The sequence below is a fragment of the Streptomyces sp. H27-D2 genome (assembly GCF_035828615.1).
GTDB lineage: Bacteria > Actinomycetota > Actinomycetes > Streptomycetales > Streptomycetaceae > Streptomyces.
The window spans coordinates 41,967-58,448 of sequence record NZ_JAYMZR010000001.1; the positions used below are offsets into that span (position 1 = coordinate 41,967).

General features: G+C 72.6%; 16 protein-coding genes and 1 pseudogene. 2 read left to right on the plus strand and 15 right to left on the minus strand.

From position 1 onward, the window contains the following. Positions 1-26: 26 nt before the first annotated feature. The 14 genes and pseudogenes from QMK28_RS00210 to hrcA form a co-directional block, all read right to left on the minus strand. Complete coding sequence (locus QMK28_RS00210) at positions 27-1,337, minus strand: hemolysin family protein (RefSeq protein WP_326434845.1); 1,311 nt, start codon at positions 1,335-1,337, stop codon at positions 27-29. Further along, entirely contained in the window at positions 1,334-1,825 is a 492-nt protein-coding gene (gene ybeY, locus QMK28_RS00215; protein ID WP_326434960.1) for an rRNA maturation RNase YbeY, read from the minus strand. Before ybeY ends, QMK28_RS00210 begins: the two co-directional genes overlap by 4 nt. 13 nt (positions 1,826-1,838) lie before the next feature. After that, a complete protein-coding gene (locus tag QMK28_RS00220) occupies positions 1,839-2,888 on the minus strand; it encodes a PhoH family protein (RefSeq protein WP_326434846.1) in 1,050 nt (349 codons plus the stop codon). A 262-nt stretch (positions 2,889-3,150) separates the two neighbouring features. Beyond that, positions 3,151-4,317 carry a carbohydrate kinase family protein gene (locus QMK28_RS00225; RefSeq protein WP_326434847.1) on the minus strand — a complete coding sequence of 389 codons (1,167 nt, stop codon included), beginning with the start codon at positions 4,315-4,317 and terminating at the stop codon, positions 3,151-3,153. A 300-nt stretch (positions 4,318-4,617) separates the two neighbouring features. After that, positions 4,618-4,983, minus strand: a pseudogene (locus tag QMK28_RS00230) (enolase C-terminal domain-like protein); the annotation flags it as partial. Between the two features lie 80 nt (positions 4,984-5,063). After that, positions 5,064-5,735 carry an MBL fold metallo-hydrolase gene (locus QMK28_RS00235; RefSeq protein WP_326434848.1) on the minus strand — a complete coding sequence of 224 codons (672 nt, stop codon included), beginning with the start codon at positions 5,733-5,735 and terminating at the stop codon, positions 5,064-5,066. Next, positions 5,735-6,820 carry an S-(hydroxymethyl)mycothiol dehydrogenase gene (locus QMK28_RS00240; RefSeq protein WP_326434849.1) on the minus strand — a complete coding sequence of 362 codons (1,086 nt, stop codon included), beginning with the start codon at positions 6,818-6,820 and terminating at the stop codon, positions 5,735-5,737. The genes QMK28_RS00235 and QMK28_RS00240 overlap by 1 nt, the downstream gene beginning before the upstream one ends. Positions 6,821-6,977: 157 nt before the next feature. After that, a complete protein-coding gene (locus QMK28_RS00245) occupies positions 6,978-7,895 on the minus strand; it encodes a ribonuclease Z (RefSeq protein WP_326434850.1) in 918 nt (305 codons plus the stop codon). A 9-nt stretch (positions 7,896-7,904) separates the two neighbouring features. Beyond that, the gene (locus QMK28_RS00250) at positions 7,905-8,264 is read right to left on the minus strand and encodes a histidine triad nucleotide-binding protein (RefSeq protein ID WP_326434851.1); all 360 of its coding nucleotides are present in this window, start codon (positions 8,262-8,264) and stop codon (positions 7,905-7,907) included. A gap of 110 nt (positions 8,265-8,374) precedes the next feature. Next, positions 8,375-9,091: a hypothetical protein gene (locus QMK28_RS00255; protein WP_326434852.1), complete on the minus strand. Its 717-nt coding sequence runs from the start codon at positions 9,089-9,091 to the stop codon at positions 8,375-8,377. 131 nt (positions 9,092-9,222) lie between these two features. Continuing rightward, positions 9,223-9,993 carry a 16S rRNA (uracil(1498)-N(3))-methyltransferase gene (locus QMK28_RS00260; protein ID WP_326434853.1) on the minus strand — a complete coding sequence of 257 codons (771 nt, stop codon included), beginning with the start codon at positions 9,991-9,993 and terminating at the stop codon, positions 9,223-9,225. Then, a complete protein-coding gene (locus tag QMK28_RS00265; protein ID WP_326434854.1) occupies positions 9,990-11,093 on the minus strand; it encodes a nitronate monooxygenase in 1,104 nt (367 codons plus the stop codon). Before QMK28_RS00265 ends, QMK28_RS00260 begins: the two co-directional genes overlap by 4 nt. Before the next feature lie 64 nt (positions 11,094-11,157). After that, positions 11,158-12,297 carry a molecular chaperone DnaJ gene (gene dnaJ, locus QMK28_RS00270; protein ID WP_326434855.1) on the minus strand — a complete coding sequence of 380 codons (1,140 nt, stop codon included), beginning with the start codon at positions 12,295-12,297 and terminating at the stop codon, positions 11,158-11,160. Then, entirely contained in the window at positions 12,298-13,314 is a 1,017-nt protein-coding gene (gene hrcA, locus QMK28_RS00275; RefSeq protein WP_326434856.1) for a heat-inducible transcriptional repressor HrcA, read from the minus strand. A 174-nt stretch (positions 13,315-13,488) separates the two neighbouring features. Between hrcA and QMK28_RS00280 the strand changes: the two genes are divergently transcribed. Further along, a complete protein-coding gene (locus tag QMK28_RS00280) occupies positions 13,489-14,223 on the plus strand; it encodes an MBL fold metallo-hydrolase (protein ID WP_326434857.1) in 735 nt (244 codons plus the stop codon). A gap of 34 nt (positions 14,224-14,257) precedes the next feature. Next, positions 14,258-15,076, plus strand: a complete 819-nt coding sequence (locus QMK28_RS00285; RefSeq protein WP_326434858.1) for a DUF3097 domain-containing protein — start codon at positions 14,258-14,260, stop codon at positions 15,074-15,076. A gap of 114 nt (positions 15,077-15,190) precedes the next feature. Here QMK28_RS00285 and hemW read toward each other — a convergent pair whose 3' ends face one another. After that, positions 15,191-16,423 (minus strand): radical SAM family heme chaperone HemW, encoded by a 1,233-nt coding sequence (hemW, locus tag QMK28_RS00290; protein WP_326434859.1) that lies wholly within the window; start codon positions 16,421-16,423, stop codon positions 15,191-15,193. Positions 16,424-16,482 lie beyond the last annotated feature (59 nt).

The window sequence follows — 16,482 nt, forward strand, 5'->3', positions numbered from 1 at the left end:
CGTCGCTCACCCCCTCCCCGCCCTGTCTACTCCCCGTCCTCCGCCCCCGTGACGCGGACCGGCTCGACCCGCACCGTCATGATCCGGTTGCGCCGCCCCGCAGGGGACTCCGCGGTGAGGCGCAGCGCCTTGAGGGTCGGGGCGGAGTTCTCCTCGGAGAGGTCCACTTCGGCTGTCGCGCCGGCGATCGGGACGCGGCCGAGGAACTTGGCGAGCAGACCGCCGACCGTCTCGACGTCCTCGTCGTCCAGCTCGATGCCGTAGAGCTCGCCGAGGTCGCCGATGTCCAGCCGGGCGGTGACGCGGTACGAGCCGTCGCCGAGGTCCTCGACCGGGGGGAGTTCGCGGTCGTACTCGTCGGTGATCTCGCCGACGATCTCTTCGAGGATGTCCTCGATGGTGACGATGCCGGCCGTGCCGCCGTACTCGTCGACGACGACGGCGACATGGTTGCGGTCCTGCTGCATCTCGCGCAGCAGATCGCCCGCGTTCTTGGTGTCGGGGACGAAGACGGCGGGCCGGATGGCCGTGGAGACGAGTTCGGACTCGGCGTCGCGGTTGATGTGCGTCTTGCGGACGAGGTCCTTGAGGTAGACGACGCCGACGACGTCGTCCTCGTTCTCGCCGGTGACCGGTATCCGGGAGAAGCCGGAGCGCAGCGCGAGGGTGAGGGCCTGCCGGATGGTCCTGGCGCGCTCGATGACGACGAGGTCGGTGCGCGGCACCATGACCTCGCGGACGAGGGTGTCGCCGAGCTGGAAGACGGAGTGCACCATGCGGCGCTCCTCGTCCTCGATGAGCGACTCCTGCTCGGCGAGGTCCACCATCGCGCGCAGCTCGGCCTCCGAGGCGAACGGTCCCTTGCGGAAGCCCTTGCCGGGGGTCAGCGCGTTGCCGAGGAGGATCAGCAGCTGCGGGATGGGGCCCATGACGCGGGCCAGCGGCAGCAGGACGTACGCGGCGGCGGTGGCGGTGTTGAGCGGGTGCTGGCGGCCGATGGTGCGCGGTGAGACGCCGACGGCGACGTAGGAGACGAGGACCATGACGCCGATGGCGATGGTCAGCGCCTCCCAGGTCTCGTTGAACTCCCGGACGCAGGCGAAGGTGACGACGGCGCCCGCCGCGACCTCGCAGGCGACCCTGACCAGCAGGGCGACGTTGAGGTAGCGGGTGGGGTCGGCGGCGACGGCCATCAGTTTGGCGCTGCCGCGCCGGCCGGACCGTACGGCCTCCTCCGCGCGGAAGCGGCTCGTACGGGCCAGGCCCGCTTCGGCGCAGGCGGCCAGCCAGGCGATGACGACCAGCAGGACCGCCGCCGCGATGAGTTGGGCGGTCACCGGGTGGTCGGCGCGGGTGAGGGGCCCTCGATGCCGCGCTCGTCGCGCCAGCCGTCGAGGATCGCCTTCTGCAGGCCGAACATCTCGGCCTTCTCGTCGGCCTCCTCGTGGTCGTATCCCAGGAGGTGCAGGACGCCGTGGACGGTGAGGAGGTGGAGCTCCTCGTCCATGCTGTGCCCGGCGGCGTCGCCCTGTTTCTTCGCCACCTCCGGGCACAGCACGATGTCGCCGAGCAGGCCCTGCGGCGGCTCCTCGTCGTCCTTGTCGGGCGGGCGCAGCTCGTCCATCGGGAAGGACATGACGTCCGTGGGGCCGGGCTCGTCCATCCACTGGATGTGGAGTTGTTCCATGGCGTCGGTGTCGATGACGATCACGGAGAGCTCGGAGAGCGGGTGGATGCGCATCCTGGCGAGGGCGTAGCGGGCGACGTCGAGGACGGCCTGCTCGTCGATGTCCTGACCGGACTCGTTGTTGACGTCGATCGACATGGTGCTGGGGCTCTTACCTTTGGTTGTGGTCACGGCCGGTTCGCTCGTCGAACTGCTCGTATGCGTCGACGATACGGGCGACCAGCTTGTGGCGGACCACGTCGGCGCTGGTGAGCCGGGAGAAATGGATGTCCTCGACGCCTTCGAGGATGTCCTGCACCTGACGCAGCCCGCTTCTGATGCCGTTCGGCAGGTCGACCTGGGTGACGTCGCCGGTGACGACGATCTTCGATCCGAAGCCCAGCCGGGTGAGGAACATCTTCATCTGCTCGGCGCTGGTGTTCTGCGCCTCGTCGAGGATGATGAACGCGTCGTTGAGGCTACGCCCGCGCATATAGGCCAGCGGCGCCACCTCGATCGTCCCCGCCGCCATCAGCCGCGGGATCGACGCCGGGTCGAGCATGTCGTGCAGCGCGTCGTAGAGCGGGCGCAGATACGGGTCGATCTTCTCGAAGAGGGTGCCGGGCAGGAAGCCGAGCCGCTCGCCGGCCTCGACCGCGGGCCGGGTCAGGATGATCCGGCTGACCTGCTTGGACTGCAGGGCCTGGACCGCCTTGGCCATGGCGAGGTAGGTCTTGCCGGTGCCCGCGGGGCCGATGCCGAAGACGACCGTGTGCTGGTCGATCGCGTCGACGTAGCGCTTCTGGTTGAGGGTCTTGGGGCGGATGGTGCGGCCGCGGCTGGAGAGGATGTTCTGGGTGAGCACCTCAGCGGGCGTCTCGGCGGGGGCGTCGCCGTTCGGCGTGCCGTCGCCGTTCTCCGAGCTGCGTAGCATGGCGATCGATCGCTCCACCGCGTCCTCCGTCATCGGCTGGCCGGTGCGCAGCACCAGCATCATCTGGTCGAAAAGGCGCTGGACGAGAGCGACTGCCGCCGGTTCACCGGTGACGCTGACCTCGTTGCCGCGTACGTGAATGTCGGTCGAGGGGAACGCCGTCTCGATCACGCGCAACAGGGAGTCCCTGGACCCCAGCACGGTGACCATGGGGTGGTTGGCGGGAACGGCGAAGTGGGCGTGGGCCGTCGATCGTGCGGGTGTCTGCCGTGTGGGTGTCTGCGTCATGGGCCGGCTCTAGGGCCTGCTCATCCCTCTTTCCCGGGTTCGACATCCCGAACGGAGCCAATTCCGCTCGGGCCCTTGGTATCCCAAGAGTACGACGCGGCACCGACAGCACCGAGGTCTTTTACGTCGGGTCACGCGGGGTCATGGCGGGGCGGGTCGGGGGCGGGGCGGGCTGAGGCGGGTTGTCGGCGGCCACGGGGGTGCGGGCCGCGTCCGCCGTACGGGGACGGCCCGCCGTCTCGGCTGCCGCTACGGCTGGCCGCTACGGCTGCCGGAAGCCGATCGTCGGTACGGCCCGGCGCAGCGGCCCCGGGCGGGTGGCGGTGGGGAGCAGCGCGTCGAGGAAGGCGTAGCGGCGCAGCGCCGTGCGGTCGCCGCCGCCGCTGCCGGGGGCCGTCCGCTGGTCGTCGAAGGCGCGGGTGTGCTGCCACCAGGCGGCGATCTCGACCCAGCCGGGCGCCGAGAGCGAGCCGCCGAATTCCTGCACGGACAGCGCGGCGGTCAGGCCGGCGAAGGCCAGCCGGTCGGCGAGCGGCCAGTCGGCGAGGGTGCCGGTGACGAAGCCCGCGACGAAGACGTCGCCCGCCCCGGTCGGGTCGAGCGCGTCGACGGAGATGGCCGGGACCTCGGCGCTCTCGCCGGTCCGGCCGTCGACGGCGTACGCGCCCTCGGCGCCCATCGTGACGACGGCGAGCGGGACCTTCTCGGCGAGGGCGTGCGCGGCGGCGCGCGGGGAGTCGGTGCGGGTGTAGCGCATCGCCTCGCCCGCGTTGGGCAGGAACGCCTCGCAGTGCTCCAGGTCGGCGAGGTCGGCCGGGTCCCAGCGGCCGGTCTCGTCCCAGCCGACGTCGGCGAAGATCCGGCTGCCGCTGCGGGCGGCGTGCTTGATCCAGTCCTGCCGCGCGCCGCGCGGGCCCTGCGGCTCCAGGGACGCGATGCAGGCGCGCGCCGGGGGCGGGCACTCCGGCGCGGGCTCCCCATCGAAGGCGGCCTCGGGCGAGGGGGCCTCGTGGCCGTGGCTGACCATGGTGCGCTCGCCCTCGTACGCCATGGAGACGGTCACCGGGGAGTGCCAGCCGGGGACCGTGCGGGACGGGCCGAGGTCGATGCCCTCGCCTCGGGCCAGCGCGTCCCAGCAGTACTCGCCGTACATGTCGTCGCCGAAGGCGGCGGCCAGCGAGGTGCGCAGGCCCAGCCGGGCCAGGGCGGTGGCCATGTTGGCGACGCCGCCGGGGCTGGAGCCCATGCCGCGCGCCCAGGACTCGGTGCCGCGCACCGGGGCGCTGTCGAGGCCGGTGAAGATGATGTCCAGGAAGACCGTGCCGGTGAGATAGACGTCGCAGGCCGGGTCGGCGGGGGTGCGCAGCGCGGCGAGCGGGTCGAGCGCGCAGGGCTGGGCCGCTGATTGCTCGCCGTCATGTCTGGTCACCGTGCGCTCCCCGGTCGGGCGTTCTCGATCGATGCAGGTCAGGCCAGTGTGCCTGACGGTGCGGGATGTGCCGGGGTAGACGCTCGGGAGGGGGCGCGGGACGGGACGCGGGACGGGACGCCGTACGGGGCGGGGAGGGGGAACGGGGCGGGGGGCGCGGCGTGCGTCGGCGTACGCCGGCGCACGTCACGCAGTGGCGGCGCGAGACCGCCCGCCCCGCGCCGGGCCGCACCGGGCCGCACCGGGCCGCACCGGGCCGGCACCGCACCGCGCCGCGCCGCGCCGCGCCGCCCGCCAGTGCTACCAGCGCGGAATCTCCGGCGTGCCCCAGCCCGGTTCACCCTTACGCATCGCTGCCGCGTCGTCGCGCTCGCGCATCGTGCCGTCGTCGTCGAGCCAGCGCCGGTGGAAGCGGGCGAGGGCCTCGCGGTCCAGCTCGACGCCCAGCCCGGGGGCGTCGGGGACCGTCAAGCGGCCGTCGTGGAAGACGAACCGCTCGGTGATCACGTCCTCGGTCTGCCACGGGTAGTGGCTGTCGCACGCGTAGTCGAGGTTGGGCACGGTCGCCGCGACGTGCGTCATGGCCGCGAGGCTGATGCCCAGGTGGGTGTTGGAGTGCATGGAGAGGCCGACGCCGAAGGTGCGGCAGATCGCCGCGAGCTCGCGGTGGAGCCGTCAATACCGCGCGGCGCGGCCCGGCCGCGAGCCGGGCGTACGCGGCGGCAAGCCCCGTACGCCCGCACCCCTCACTGACCGCGCGCGATCCACTCCGCCAAGCGGGGCGCTTCGTCCCCGATCGTGGTCGAGTCGCCGTGGCCGGTGCGCACCACGGTCTCGCCGGGCAGCGTCAGCAGCCGGTCGCGGATCGAGTCGATGATGGTCGGGAAGTCGGAGAACGACCGGCCGGTCGCGCCCGGACCGCCCTGGAAGAGGGTGTCGCCGGTGAAGACGACGCCCAGTACGGGCGCGTAGAGACAGACCGCGCCGGGGGCGTGCCCCGGGGTGTGCAGGACGGTGAGGTCGATGCCCGCGATTCGCAGCAGCCGGCCGTCCGCCAGCTCGCCGTCCGGGGCCCGGTCGGGGTGCGTCTGCTTCCAGAGCGGCAGGTCGTCCGGGTGCAGCAGGATCGGCGCGCCCGTGCGGGCCGCGAGCGCGGGGGCGGCGTCGATGTGGTCGTTGTGGGCGTGCGTGCAGACGATGGCGACCAGTTCCCGGCCTTCCAGCGCCGCCTCGATGGCCGCCGCGTCGTGGGCGGCGTCGATGACGATCGCCTGCGCGTCGTCGCCGACGATCCAGACGTTGTTGTCGACGTCCCAGCTGCCGCCGTCCAGCGCGAACGTGCCGGAGGTGACGAGATGGTCGATGCGGACGGCCCGCTCGCCGTCGTCGGCGGTGTGCTCGCTGCGGTCCGCGGCCATCAGAACTCCACGACCGAGCGGAGGACGTCGCCCTCGTGCATGCGCTCGAAGGCCTTCTCGACGTCATCGAGTCCGATGGTCTCGGTGACGAAGGCGCCCAGGTCGATCCGCCCCTGCTGGTGCAGGTCGATCAGCATCGGGAAATCGCGGGAGGGCAGACAGTCTCCGTACCAGGAGGACTTCAGCGCGCCGCCCCGGCCGAAGACGTCGATGAGCGGCAGTTCCAGCGTCATCTCCGGGGTGGGCACTCCGACCAGCACGACCGTGCCGGCCAGATCGCGGGCGTAGAACGCCTGCCGGTACGTCTCGGGGCGGCCGACCGCGTCGATGACGACGTCCGCGCCGTTCCCGCCGGTCAGCTCGCGGATCGCCTCGACGGGGTCCGTGCCGCGCGAGTTGACGGTGTGCGTCGCGCCCATCGAACGCGCCGTCTCCAGCTTGCGGTCGTCGATGTCGACGGCGATGATCCGCGCCGCTCCGGCCAGCTTGGCCCCGACGATCGCCGCGTCGCCGACGCCGCCGCAGCCGATGACCGCGACCGAGTCGCCCCGGCCGACCGCGCCGGTGTTGATCGCGGCGCCGATGCCCGCCATGACGCCGCAGCCGAGCAGCCCCGCCACCGCCGGGGAGACGGCCGGGTCGACCTTGGTGCACTGCCCGGCGGCGACGAGGGTCTTCTCGGCGAACGCGCCGATGCCCAGCGCCGCGGACAGCACGGTGCCGTCGGTCAGCGTCATCTTCTGCTTGGCGTTGTGCGTGTCGAAGCAGTACTGCGGCCGGCCGCGCAGACAGGCCCGGCACTGGCCGCACACCGCGCGCCAGTTGAGGATCACGAAGTCGCCGGGCTCGACGTCGGTGACGCCCGCGCCGACGGACTCGACGACGCCCGATGCCTCATGTCCCAGCAGGAACGGGAAGTCGTCGTTGATGCCGCCCTGCTTGTAGTGCAGATCGGTGTGGCACACCCCGCACGCCTGGATCTGCACCACCGCCTCGCCGGGCCCCGGGTCCGGCACCACGATCGTCTCGACCCGCACCGGCTCGTTCTTGCCGGGGGCGATGACCCCGCGAACTTCCTGCGCCATGGAACAGCCCTTCTCGTCGGTCTCGTCCTGATCCACTCTGGCCGGTCGATGCCCGAAACGTCCAACACGGGGACGTTCCGAACGCTACGCGCGCCGAGCGGCGCGGAACAGGGACCGCGCGCCCCCCGCGTACGCCGCCCGAGTACGCCGCACGCGCTCAGCGCCGCTTGGGGACCGCGACCCTCATGAAGTCCTCGGCGACGCTGACCGGCCCCTCGAAGCCCGCCGCGCGCGCCTGCCGCTCGAACTCGGCAGGGTCGCTGTAGCGCTGCGAGAAGTGGGTCAGCACCAGATGCCGCACGCCCGCCTCCCTCGCGACCCGGCCCGCCTGCCCGGCCGTGAGGTGGCCGTGGTCGACGGCGAGCCGCTCGTCCTCGTCGAGGAAGGTGGACTCGATGACGAGCAGGTCGGCTCCGTCGGCGAGTTCGAGCACCCCGTCGCACATCCTGGTGTCCATCACGAACGCGAAGCGCTGCCCGCGCCGCATCTCGCCGACCTGGTCACGGGTGACCGTACGGCCGTCCACGGTCAGCGATCCGGACCGTTGCAGGCGTCCGACGTCGGGGCCCGCGATGCCGTGCGCCGCGAGCCGTTCGGGCAGCATCCGGAAGGTGTCCGGCTCGACCAGCCGGTAGCCGAAGCAGTCGACGGGGTGCGACAGCGGCCGGGCTTCGAGGGTGAAGGCGGGCGTGCGGTCCAGCACCCCCGGGCCCTTGACCGGCTGTTGGCTGAGCGGCACCGACTCGAAGAAGGCCGTCGCGTGCCGCAGCCGGTCGAAGTAGCGCTGCCCGCTGTGCGGGTAGTGCACGGTGACCGGGTGCGGCACCCGGTCGAGGTTGATCCGCTGGATCACCCCGGCCAGCCCCAGCGAGTGGTCGCCGTGGAAGTGCGTGACGCAGATCCGGGTCAGGTCGTGCGCGGCGACGCCGGCGTGCAGCATCTGCCGCTGGGTGCCCTCTCCGGGATCGAAGAGGACGCCCTCGCCGTCCCAGCGCAGCAGATAGCCGTTGTGGTTGCGGTGCCGGGTCGGGACCTGGCTCGCGGTGCCGAGGACGACGAGTTCGCGTACGGACATCGGGCCGGGCTATCCGGGCGGCCAGTCGAGCCCGCGACCGCCGAGCACATGGGCGTGCGCGTGGAAGACGGTCTGGCCCGCGCCCGCGCCGGTGTTGAAGATGATCCGGTAGCCGCGGTCGTCGACCTTCTCGTCGGCGGCCACCGCACCCGCCTCGCGCAGCACGTCCGCGGCGAGGCCGGGCTCGGCCGCCGCCAGCACGGCCGCGTCCCGGTAGTGCGCCTTGGGGATCACCAGGATGTGCGTGGGCGCCTGGGGGTTGATGTCCCGGAACGCCACGGTCGTACCGGTCTCCCGGACGACGGTCGCCGGCACCTCCCCTGCGACGATTTTGCAGAACAGGCAGTCGGCCTGCGGTTCTCCCGCCACCGGTGGGCTCCTCCCGGGTCGTCGGCTGGTACGAACCGGATGCTACCCGCCCGTCCCGCCCGGCTCGTCGGCGCACGCCGGGCGCGGTGGACCCGAGCCGGCGCGGCGCGCTACTCGGCCGCCTGGTCCTGCTCCCGCGGGTCCCCCACCTGCGGCTGCGGAGTGACGCAGCCGCAGGTGGGGGTCGGGTCGGGCTGCGGGGCGGTGACGGTCACGGTCGCCGGGGGTGTGGACGGCGGCCGGGGCGAGGGCGGCCGGACCGTGCGGGTCACGGTGGGCCGCAGGTCGTGGCTGGGCGAGGGCGGCGCCGTACGGGTGTGGGTCGACGACGGATCACGGGTCGGCCGCTGCGTAGGATCGTCGCTCGGCCCGTCGCCGCAGTTGCCGAGCACGTTCGCCCGGAAGACCACCCGGCCGCCGACCTTCGCGGTCAAGTCACCGCGTACGCACCGGCCGTTCAGCTCCTGGGTGACCTTGCCCGCGATGCGGATCTGCTGCCCCCGCTTCGTCTCGCCCTCGCAGTCGACGGTCGCGACGGACCGGGTGCTCGCGCTCGCGCCGGGCCGCGCGGAGGTGTTCGCGGCCACCTCGCGGCCGTCACCCGTCTTCGCGGTGCAGCTCAGCCAGTTGACGTCGACACCGCTGCGCTCCAGCGCCCGGGTGCCCGCCTGGTCGGTGGTGAGAGCGACCGCGACAGTGTTCATCCCGCCGCCCAGCGCCGGGTCGCACGCCGCCAGCCCGACGACCGCCGCGCTGGCCGCTCCGGCCGCCGCGAGTGCGGGTCCCCACCGCGGTTTTCCGCGTCCGAATACCCTCAGTGCCCCCATAGGCGGCAGCCTCCCACCGGCGTGCGTACTCCGGTAGGGCTACTCCGGCCACTTCCGGTCACTCCTGGTGCCCCTCCCGGCACGAGCCACCGGAGGCGTCCCGCCGAGCGCCGCCCGCGCGACGGCGGCTCTCAGCCCCAGCGCCCCGTACGCCCCAGCAGCAGCGCGGACGCGGCCGTGCCCGCCGTAGAGGTGCGCAGCACGGTCGGTCCCAGCCGGTACGGCTTGGCGCCCGCTTCGGCGAAGACGGCCAGCTCCTCGGGCGAGACGCCGCCTTCCGGTCCGACGACGAGCACGATGTCGCCCCCGGCGGGCAGTTCGGCGCTCGCGAGCGGTTCGCTGCCCTCCTCGTGCAGGACGGCGGCGAAGGAGGCCGAGGCGAGCAGCCGCGCGACCTGGCGAGTGCTCATCAGGTCGGTGACGTCGGGGAAGCGGAGCCTGCGGGACTGCTTGCCGGCCTCGCGGGCGGTCGCGCGCCACTTGCCGAGCGCCTTGAGGCCGCGCTCGCCCTTCCACTGGGTGACGCAACGGGCCGCCGCCCAGGGGACGACGGCGTCCACGCCGGTCTCCGTCATGGTCTCGACGGCCAGCTCGCCGCGGTCGCCCTTGGGCAGCGCCTGGACGACCGTGATCCGCGGGTTCGGCGGGGCCTGCGTGCGCAGTTCGGCGACCGCGACGTCCAGCCGGTCCTTGCCCTCGACGGCAGCCACAGTGCCGTACGCGCCGGTGCCCGCGCCGTCCGTCAGCACGATCTCCTCGCCGACGCGCAGCCGGCGCACCGCTACGGCGTGCCGCCCCTCCTGGCCGTCCAGGGTGACGAGCCTGCCGGGCCTGGCCCCGGCCGCGTCGCCGGACAGGCCGCTCAGCCGCTCGCCGTCGACGAGGAAGACGGGAGCCGTCATGACGCGGATTCTCCTTGCGGGTGGAAGGCCAACGCCGCGCGGGCCTCAGCCAGTTCGGCGGCCAGCACCTCGATCAGCTGCCCGGCCGGCAGCTCGCGCGCCTGCCGGTGCCCCTGCCCTGCCCACAGCGCCATGCCCTGCGCGTCGCCGGCCTTCGCCGCCGCCTTGCGCAGCCCGGAGGTCAGGTGGTGGACCTGCGGGTAGGCGGACGGGGCGTACGGGCCGTGCTCGCGCATGAAGCGGTTGACCAGGCCGCGGGCCGGGCGGCCTGAGAAGGCCCGGGTCAGCTCGGTGCGGGTGAACAGCGGGTCGGTCATGGCGTGTTTGTGCAGCGCGTGGGCGCCGGACTCGGGACAGACGAGGAACGCCGTGCCGAGCTGCGCCGCGCTCGCGCCGGTTGCCAGCACGGCGGCGATCTGGCCGCCGCGCATCAGGCCGCCGGCGGCGATGATCGGGAGCTGGACGGCCTCGCGCACCTGGGTGACCAGGGTGAGCAGGCCGAGCCCGGAGCCGCAGCCGTCGCTCTTGGGGTCGTCGCGGTGGGTGCCCTGGTGGCCGCCGGCCTCGATGCCCTGCACGCAGACGACGGCGGCGCCCGACCACTGGGCGGCCTGTGCCTCGGCCGGCGAGGTGACGGTCACCACGGTCAGCGTGCCGGCCTTGGCGAAGGCTTCGAGGACCGGGCGGGGCGGACAGCCGAAGGTGAAGGAGACGACCGGGACCGGGTCGTCGAGGAGGATCGCGAGCTTCGCGTCGTACGCGTCGTCGCTGCCCGCGTCCGGGTCGCCGAGCGGGGTCTCGTACCAGGTGGCCTCGCCCGTGAGCTGCTCGCGGTAGAGGTCCACTTCGGAGCCGACGGCGGTGGTGGCCGAGGCGCTCGGCTGCGGCATGAAGAGGTTCACGCCGAACGGCCGGTCACTGAGCCCGCGCAGCTGTTTGATCTCTTCGTACATGGCTTCCGGCGTTTTATAGCCGGCGGCCAGGAATCCGAGACCGCCGGCCTGGGCCACCGCGGCGACCAGCGGCGGCCGGGAACCGCCCCCTGCCATGGGGGCCTGCACGATCGGATATGGGGAGAGATCGGTCAGCGCGGAGGACATGACCACATCGTGTCACGCCCCCCGCGCCGCGCCGTAACGAGCCTCAGCATCCGGTCGGCCGGGTCTAGCGCCCGTTGAACGCGTCTTTCAAGCGGGAGAAGAGCCCCTGCTGACCGGGCTGAAAGTGACCGGTCGGCCGCTCCTCACCACGCAGCTTGGCGAGCCTGCGCATCAGCTCTTCCTGCTCCGCGTCGAGCTTCGCCGGCGTGAGCACCTCGACGTGCACGATCAGGTCGCCCCGGCCGCCGCCCCGCAGATGCGTGATGCCGCGCTGGTGCAGCGGGATCGACTGTCCGGACTGAGTGCCCGGCCGGATGTCGATCTCCTCCAGACCGTCCAGGGTCTCCAACGGGCACTGGGTGCCGAGGGTGGCCGCCGTCATCGGGATGGTGACCGTGCAGTGCAGGTCGTCGCCGCGCCGCTGGAAGACCGGGTGCGGCAGCTCGTGGATCTCGACGTAGAGGTCGCCGGCGGGGCCGCCGCCGGGGCCGACCTCGCCCTCGCCCGCGAGTTGGATGCGGGTGCCGTTGTCGACGCCGGCCGGGATCTTGACCGTGAGCGTCCGGCGCGAGCGGATGCGCCCGTCGCCCGCGCACTCCGGGCAGGGCGTGGGCACGACGGTGCCGAAGCCCTGGCACTGCGGGCACGGCCGCGAGGTCATGACCTGGCCCAGGAACGACCGGGTCACCTGCGACACCTCACCGCGACCGCGACACATGTCACAGGTCTGCGCCGAGGTGCCGGGCGCCGCGCCCTCACCGCTGCACGTCGTGCAGACGATCGCGGTGTCGACCTGGATGTCCTTGGTGGTCCCGAACGCGGCTTCGTCCAGCTCGATGTCGAGCCGGATCATCGCGTCCTGGCCACGCCTGGTCCGGGAGCGCGGGCCGCGCTGGGAGGCCTGTCCGAAGAAGGCGTCCATGATGTCGCTGAAGTTGCCGAAGCCCGCGCCGAAGCCGCCGGCTCCGCCACCGCCGCCGCCCGCTCCGGAGAGCGGATCGCCGCCGAGGTCGAAGACCTGCTTCTTCTGCGGGTCCGAGAGCACCTCGTAAGCGGCGTTGATCTCCTTGAACCGCTCCTGGGTCTTCGGGTCCGGGTTCACATCCGGGTGCAGCTCACGCGCCAGCCGCCGGAAGGCCTTCTTGATCTGCTCCTGCGAAGCGTCGCGTTGTACACCGAGGACCGCGTAATAGTCCGTGGCCACTTACGACTCCGCCAGGATCTGTCCGACGTAACGTGCCACTGCGCGTACCGCTCCCATCGTTCCGGGGTAGTCCATGCGGGTCGGTCCGACCACGCCGAGTTTTGCGACTGCCTCGTCGCCCGAACCGTAGCCGACCGCGACGACCGATGTGGAGTTCAGGCCCTCGTGAGCATTCTCATGCCCGATACGTACGGTCATGCCCGATTCTTTGGCCTCGCCGAGCAGCTTGAGGAGCACGACCTGCTCCTCCAGCGCCTCCAGCACCGGCCGGATCATCACGGGGAAGTCATGGCCGAACCGGGTCAGGTTCGAGGTGCCGCCGATGATCAGCCGCTCCTCGGTCTCCTCGACCAGGGTCTCCAGCAGAACGGCGAGCACCGTCGTGACGGTTCCCCGGTCCTCCGCTTCGAAGGACTCCGGCAGATCCTGCACCAACTGCGGCACATCCGCGAAACGCTTGCCCACGACCCGGCTGTTCATCCGGGCCCGCAGGTCGGCCAGCGCGGTGTCGTTGAACGGCGCCGGGCAGTCCACCAGGCGCTGTTCGACCCGCCCGGTGTCGGTGATCAGCACCAGCATCACGCGGGCCGGGGCCAGCGAGAGCAGCTCGACGTGCCGGACCGTGGAGCGGGTGAGCGAGGGGTACTGGACGACCGCGACCTGCCGGGTCAGCTGCGCCAGCAGCCGGACCGTGCGGCCCACCACGTCGTCGAGGTCGACCGCGCCGTCCAGGAAGTTCTGGATGGCCCGCCGCTCCGGTGACGACAGAGGCTTGACGCCGGCCAGCTTGTCGACGAAGAGCCGGTAGCCCTTGTCGGTCGGGATGCGGCCCGCGCTGGTGTGCGGCTGGGCGATGAATCCCTCGTCCTCCAGCGCCGCCATGTCGTTGCGCACCGTGGCCGGGGAGACGCCCAGGTGATGCCGCTCGGTGAGCGCCTTGGAGCCGACCGGCTCCTCCGTGCCCACATAGTCCTGGACGATGGCGCGCAGCACTTCGAGCCTGCGTTCACTCAACACCGCACACCTCCAGTCCCACCGGTCGTCCTGTGTCTCCTGCCTGGCACTCTACGAATGCGAGTGCCAAACCTTTCGGCCCAGTGTACGGCCGGGTACCAGGACCCCGGCAAGAAGGTACCGCGCGCTGCCGACAACGTGCGGCACGACCGGCCTCCTGGCGCTAGCGTCCGTCGTATGAACCGTCGTATGAACACGGAGACGAACTGGGAGCAGCTCGCACCCGGTGTGGCACGTCGGCGGCTCCCGCACTGGGACGCGACGGTGGGGGCGGTGTCCGGCGCGACCGGAGCGCTGGTGGTGGACACCGGCGCCACGCTGGCTGAGGGCGCCGGAATCCGTCAGCAGGTGCGACGGCTCTTCGGACATCCCGCTACCCACGTGGCCCTCACCCATGCCCACTTCGACCATGTACTCGGAACGGCCGCCTTCGCGGGCGTCCAGGTCTACGGCGCGACGGGCCTGGACGTGCTGCTCGCCGGAGCGCGCGACGAGACGCGCGCGTCCGCCGTACGGCACGGCATGCCCGCGGATGAGGCGGCGGAGGCGGCCGATCTGCTGGTGAGCCCGCAGCACACGGTGCACGGTGAGCATCTCCTCGACCTCGGCGGGCGGCGGGTGCTGCTGGCGAACATCGGACCGGGGCACAGCGGCCACGATCTGGTAGTGCTCGTCCCGCCGGAGTCCGCCGGCGCGGTGCCGGTCGTCTTCTGCGGCGACCTGGTCGAGGAATCCGGGGAGCCGCAGGCCGGTCCGGACGCCGTTCCCTCCCGCTGGCCGGCCGCGCTCGACCGGCTGCTGGCGCTCGGCGGCGAGGACGCGCTGTACGTCCCCGGGCACGGCGCTGTCGTGGATGCCCGATTCGTCCGGGCACAACGCGAGGAGCTGGCCCGCCGCTTCGGCGTGTCGTAGCCGTGAGCCGGTAATTGTTCCTATCCTCGGCCGGATGCGCAGCAGAGAGTACGGTCCCGATCTGACCCCGCCGTGGAAGAAGAGCACGCCCGCGCCGGAGGTCCCGGCGGACCGCGATCTGGTCGTGGAGGAGGTCACCACCGGCTTCTGCGGGGCGGTGATCCGCTGCGAGAAGACGGCCGAGGGGCAGACCGTCACGCTGGAGGACCGCTTCGGCAAGCACCGCGTCTTCCCGATGGACGCGCGCGGCTTCCTCCTGGAGGGGCGCGTGGTGACTCTCGTGCGCCCGGCCGGCGCGGGCCGCGCACCCCAGCGCACCGCCTCCGGCTCACTCGCGGTCCCGGGGGCGCGCGCCCGGGTCGCGCGCGCCGGGCGCATCTACGTCGAGGGTCGGCACGACGCGGAGCTGGTCGAGCGGGTGTGGGGCGACGACCTGCGGATCGAAGGCGTAGTCGTGGAGTACCTGGAGGGCATCGACGATCTGCCCGCGATCGTCAAGGCGTTCTCCCCCGCGCCGGACGCCCGGCTGGGCGTCCTGGTCGACCATCTGGTGCCGGGCTCCAAGGAGTCCCGGCTCGCCGCGCAGGTCTCGCACGAGGACGTGCTGATCGTCGGCCACCCGTACATCGACGTGTGGGAGGCCGTGAAGCCGTCCTCGGTCGGCATCCCGGGCTGGCCCACCGTCCCGCGCGGCCAGGACTGGAAGACCGGCGTGTGCCGCGCGCTGGGCTGGCCGGAGAACACCGGGGCGGCCTGGCAGCACATTCTGAGCAAGGTCCGCTCGTACCAGGACCTGGAGCCGCAGTTGCTGGGCCGGGTGGAGCACTTGATCGACTTCGTGACGGTTCCCTGAGCCGGCGGCGTTCCCGAGCCTGCGCGCCCCCTGCCCCCGGTGAGCCGGCGCCGCTCCTGAGCCCGCGCCGCCCTTGAGCCCGACGGCGGGGGCGGCCGGGCCCGTCCGCGCGGCTCAGTCCACCAGGTCGCGGACCACCGCGTCGGCCAGCAGCCGCCCGCGCAGGGTGAGCACCGCGCGCCCCCTGGTGTACGGCTCGGCCTGGAGCAGCCCGTCCGCCAGGGCGCGCGCCGCGTGCTGCGCGCCCGCAGGGGCGAGCAGTTCCAGCGGGCAGCCGTCCGCCAGCCGGAGTTCGAGCAGAATCCGCTCGACCCGCCGGTCCTCGTCCGCGAGCACCTCGCGTCCCGCGCCGGGTGAGCGGCCCTCGCCCAGCGCCTGGGCGTACGCGCCGGGGTGCTTGACGTTCCACCACCGGACGCCGCCGACGTGGCTGTGCGCGCCGGGTCCGGCGCCCCACCAGTCGGCGCCGGTCCAGTACAGCTCGTTGTGGCGGCAGCGGCCGGGGCCCGACGTGGCCCAGTTGGACACCTCGTACCACTCGAACCCGGCGGCCGAGAGCGCCTCCTCGGCGATGAGATAGCGGTCCGCGTGCACGTCGTCGTCGGTCATCGGCACTTCGCCGCGCCGGATCCGGCGGGCGAGCTGGGTGCCCTCCTCGACGATCAGCGCGTACGCGGAGACATGGTCGGGGCCGGCGGCGATGGCCGCCGTCAGGGAGGCCCGCCAGTCGTCGTCCGACTCGCCCGGCGTCCCGTAGATCAGGTCGAGGTTCACATGGTCGAACCCGGCGGCGCGCGCCTCGGCGACGCACGCCTCGGGGCGGCCCGGGGTGTGCGTACGGTCCAGGATCTGCAACACATGCGGCCGGGCGCTCTGCATGCCGAACGAGACCCGGTTGAAGCCGCCGGCCCGCAGCTCCGCCAGATACGCCGGATCGACGGACTCCGGGTTCGCCTCGGTGCTGATCTCCGCGCCGTCCGCGAGGCCGAACTCGTCCCGGATGGCGCCGAGCATCAGCACCAGGTCGGCGGCGGGCAGCAGGGTGGGCGTGCCGCCCCCGACGAAGACCGTCTCGACCTGCCGGGGGTCGTCGCCGAGCACCTTGCGCGCGAGCCGGATCTCCTCGGTGACCATCTGCGCGTAGTTCTCCCGCGAGGCCAGCGCGCCGCCCGAGCCGCGCAGCTCACTGGCGGTGTACGTGTTGAAGTCGCAGTATCCGCAGCGCGTCGCGCAGTACGGGACGTGCAGGTAGAACCCGAGCGGACGGCTCGCGGCCCCGGCCAGGGCATGGGCGGGCAGCGCCCCGTCATCGGGCATGGGCTCACCATCGGGCAGTGCGGAAGGCATGCCCCCATTGTCCGCCACCGCCGGCCCCGGCGACGACAGGGCCGACGGGGAACCCGGCT

What these genes read in the sequence shown, in the direction of transcription:
- ybeY (WP_326434960.1), bottom strand. Translation starts at nt 1,825, where the DNA reads ATGTCGATCGACGTCAACAACGAGTCCGGTCAGGACATCGACGAGCAG.
- QMK28_RS00220 (WP_326434846.1), bottom strand. Translation starts at nt 2,888, where the DNA reads ATGACGCAGACACCCACACGGCAGACACCCGCACGATCGACGGCCCAC.
- QMK28_RS00235 (WP_326434848.1), bottom strand. Translation starts at nt 5,735, where the DNA reads ATGGCCGCGGACCGCAGCGAGCACACCGCCGACGACGGCGAGCGGGCC.
- QMK28_RS00240 (WP_326434849.1), bottom strand. Translation starts at nt 6,820, where the DNA reads ATGGCGCAGGAAGTTCGCGGGGTCATCGCCCCCGGCAAGAACGAGCCG.
- QMK28_RS00245 (WP_326434850.1), bottom strand. Translation starts at nt 7,895, where the DNA reads ATGTCCGTACGCGAACTCGTCGTCCTCGGCACCGCGAGCCAGGTCCCG.
- QMK28_RS00255 (WP_326434852.1), bottom strand. Translation starts at nt 9,091, where the DNA reads ATGGGGGCACTGAGGGTATTCGGACGCGGAAAACCGCGGTGGGGACCC.
- QMK28_RS00260 (WP_326434853.1), bottom strand. Translation starts at nt 9,993, where the DNA reads ATGACGGCTCCCGTCTTCCTCGTCGACGGCGAGCGGCTGAGCGGCCTG.
- QMK28_RS00265 (WP_326434854.1), bottom strand. Translation starts at nt 11,093, where the DNA reads ATGTCCTCCGCGCTGACCGATCTCTCCCCATATCCGATCGTGCAGGCC.
- QMK28_RS00280 (WP_326434857.1), top strand. Translation starts at nt 13,489, where the DNA reads ATGAACCGTCGTATGAACACGGAGACGAACTGGGAGCAGCTCGCACCC.
- QMK28_RS00285 (WP_326434858.1), top strand. Translation starts at nt 14,258, where the DNA reads ATGCGCAGCAGAGAGTACGGTCCCGATCTGACCCCGCCGTGGAAGAAG.
- hemW (WP_326434859.1), bottom strand. Translation starts at nt 16,423, where the DNA reads ATGCCTTCCGCACTGCCCGATGGTGAGCCCATGCCCGATGACGGGGCG.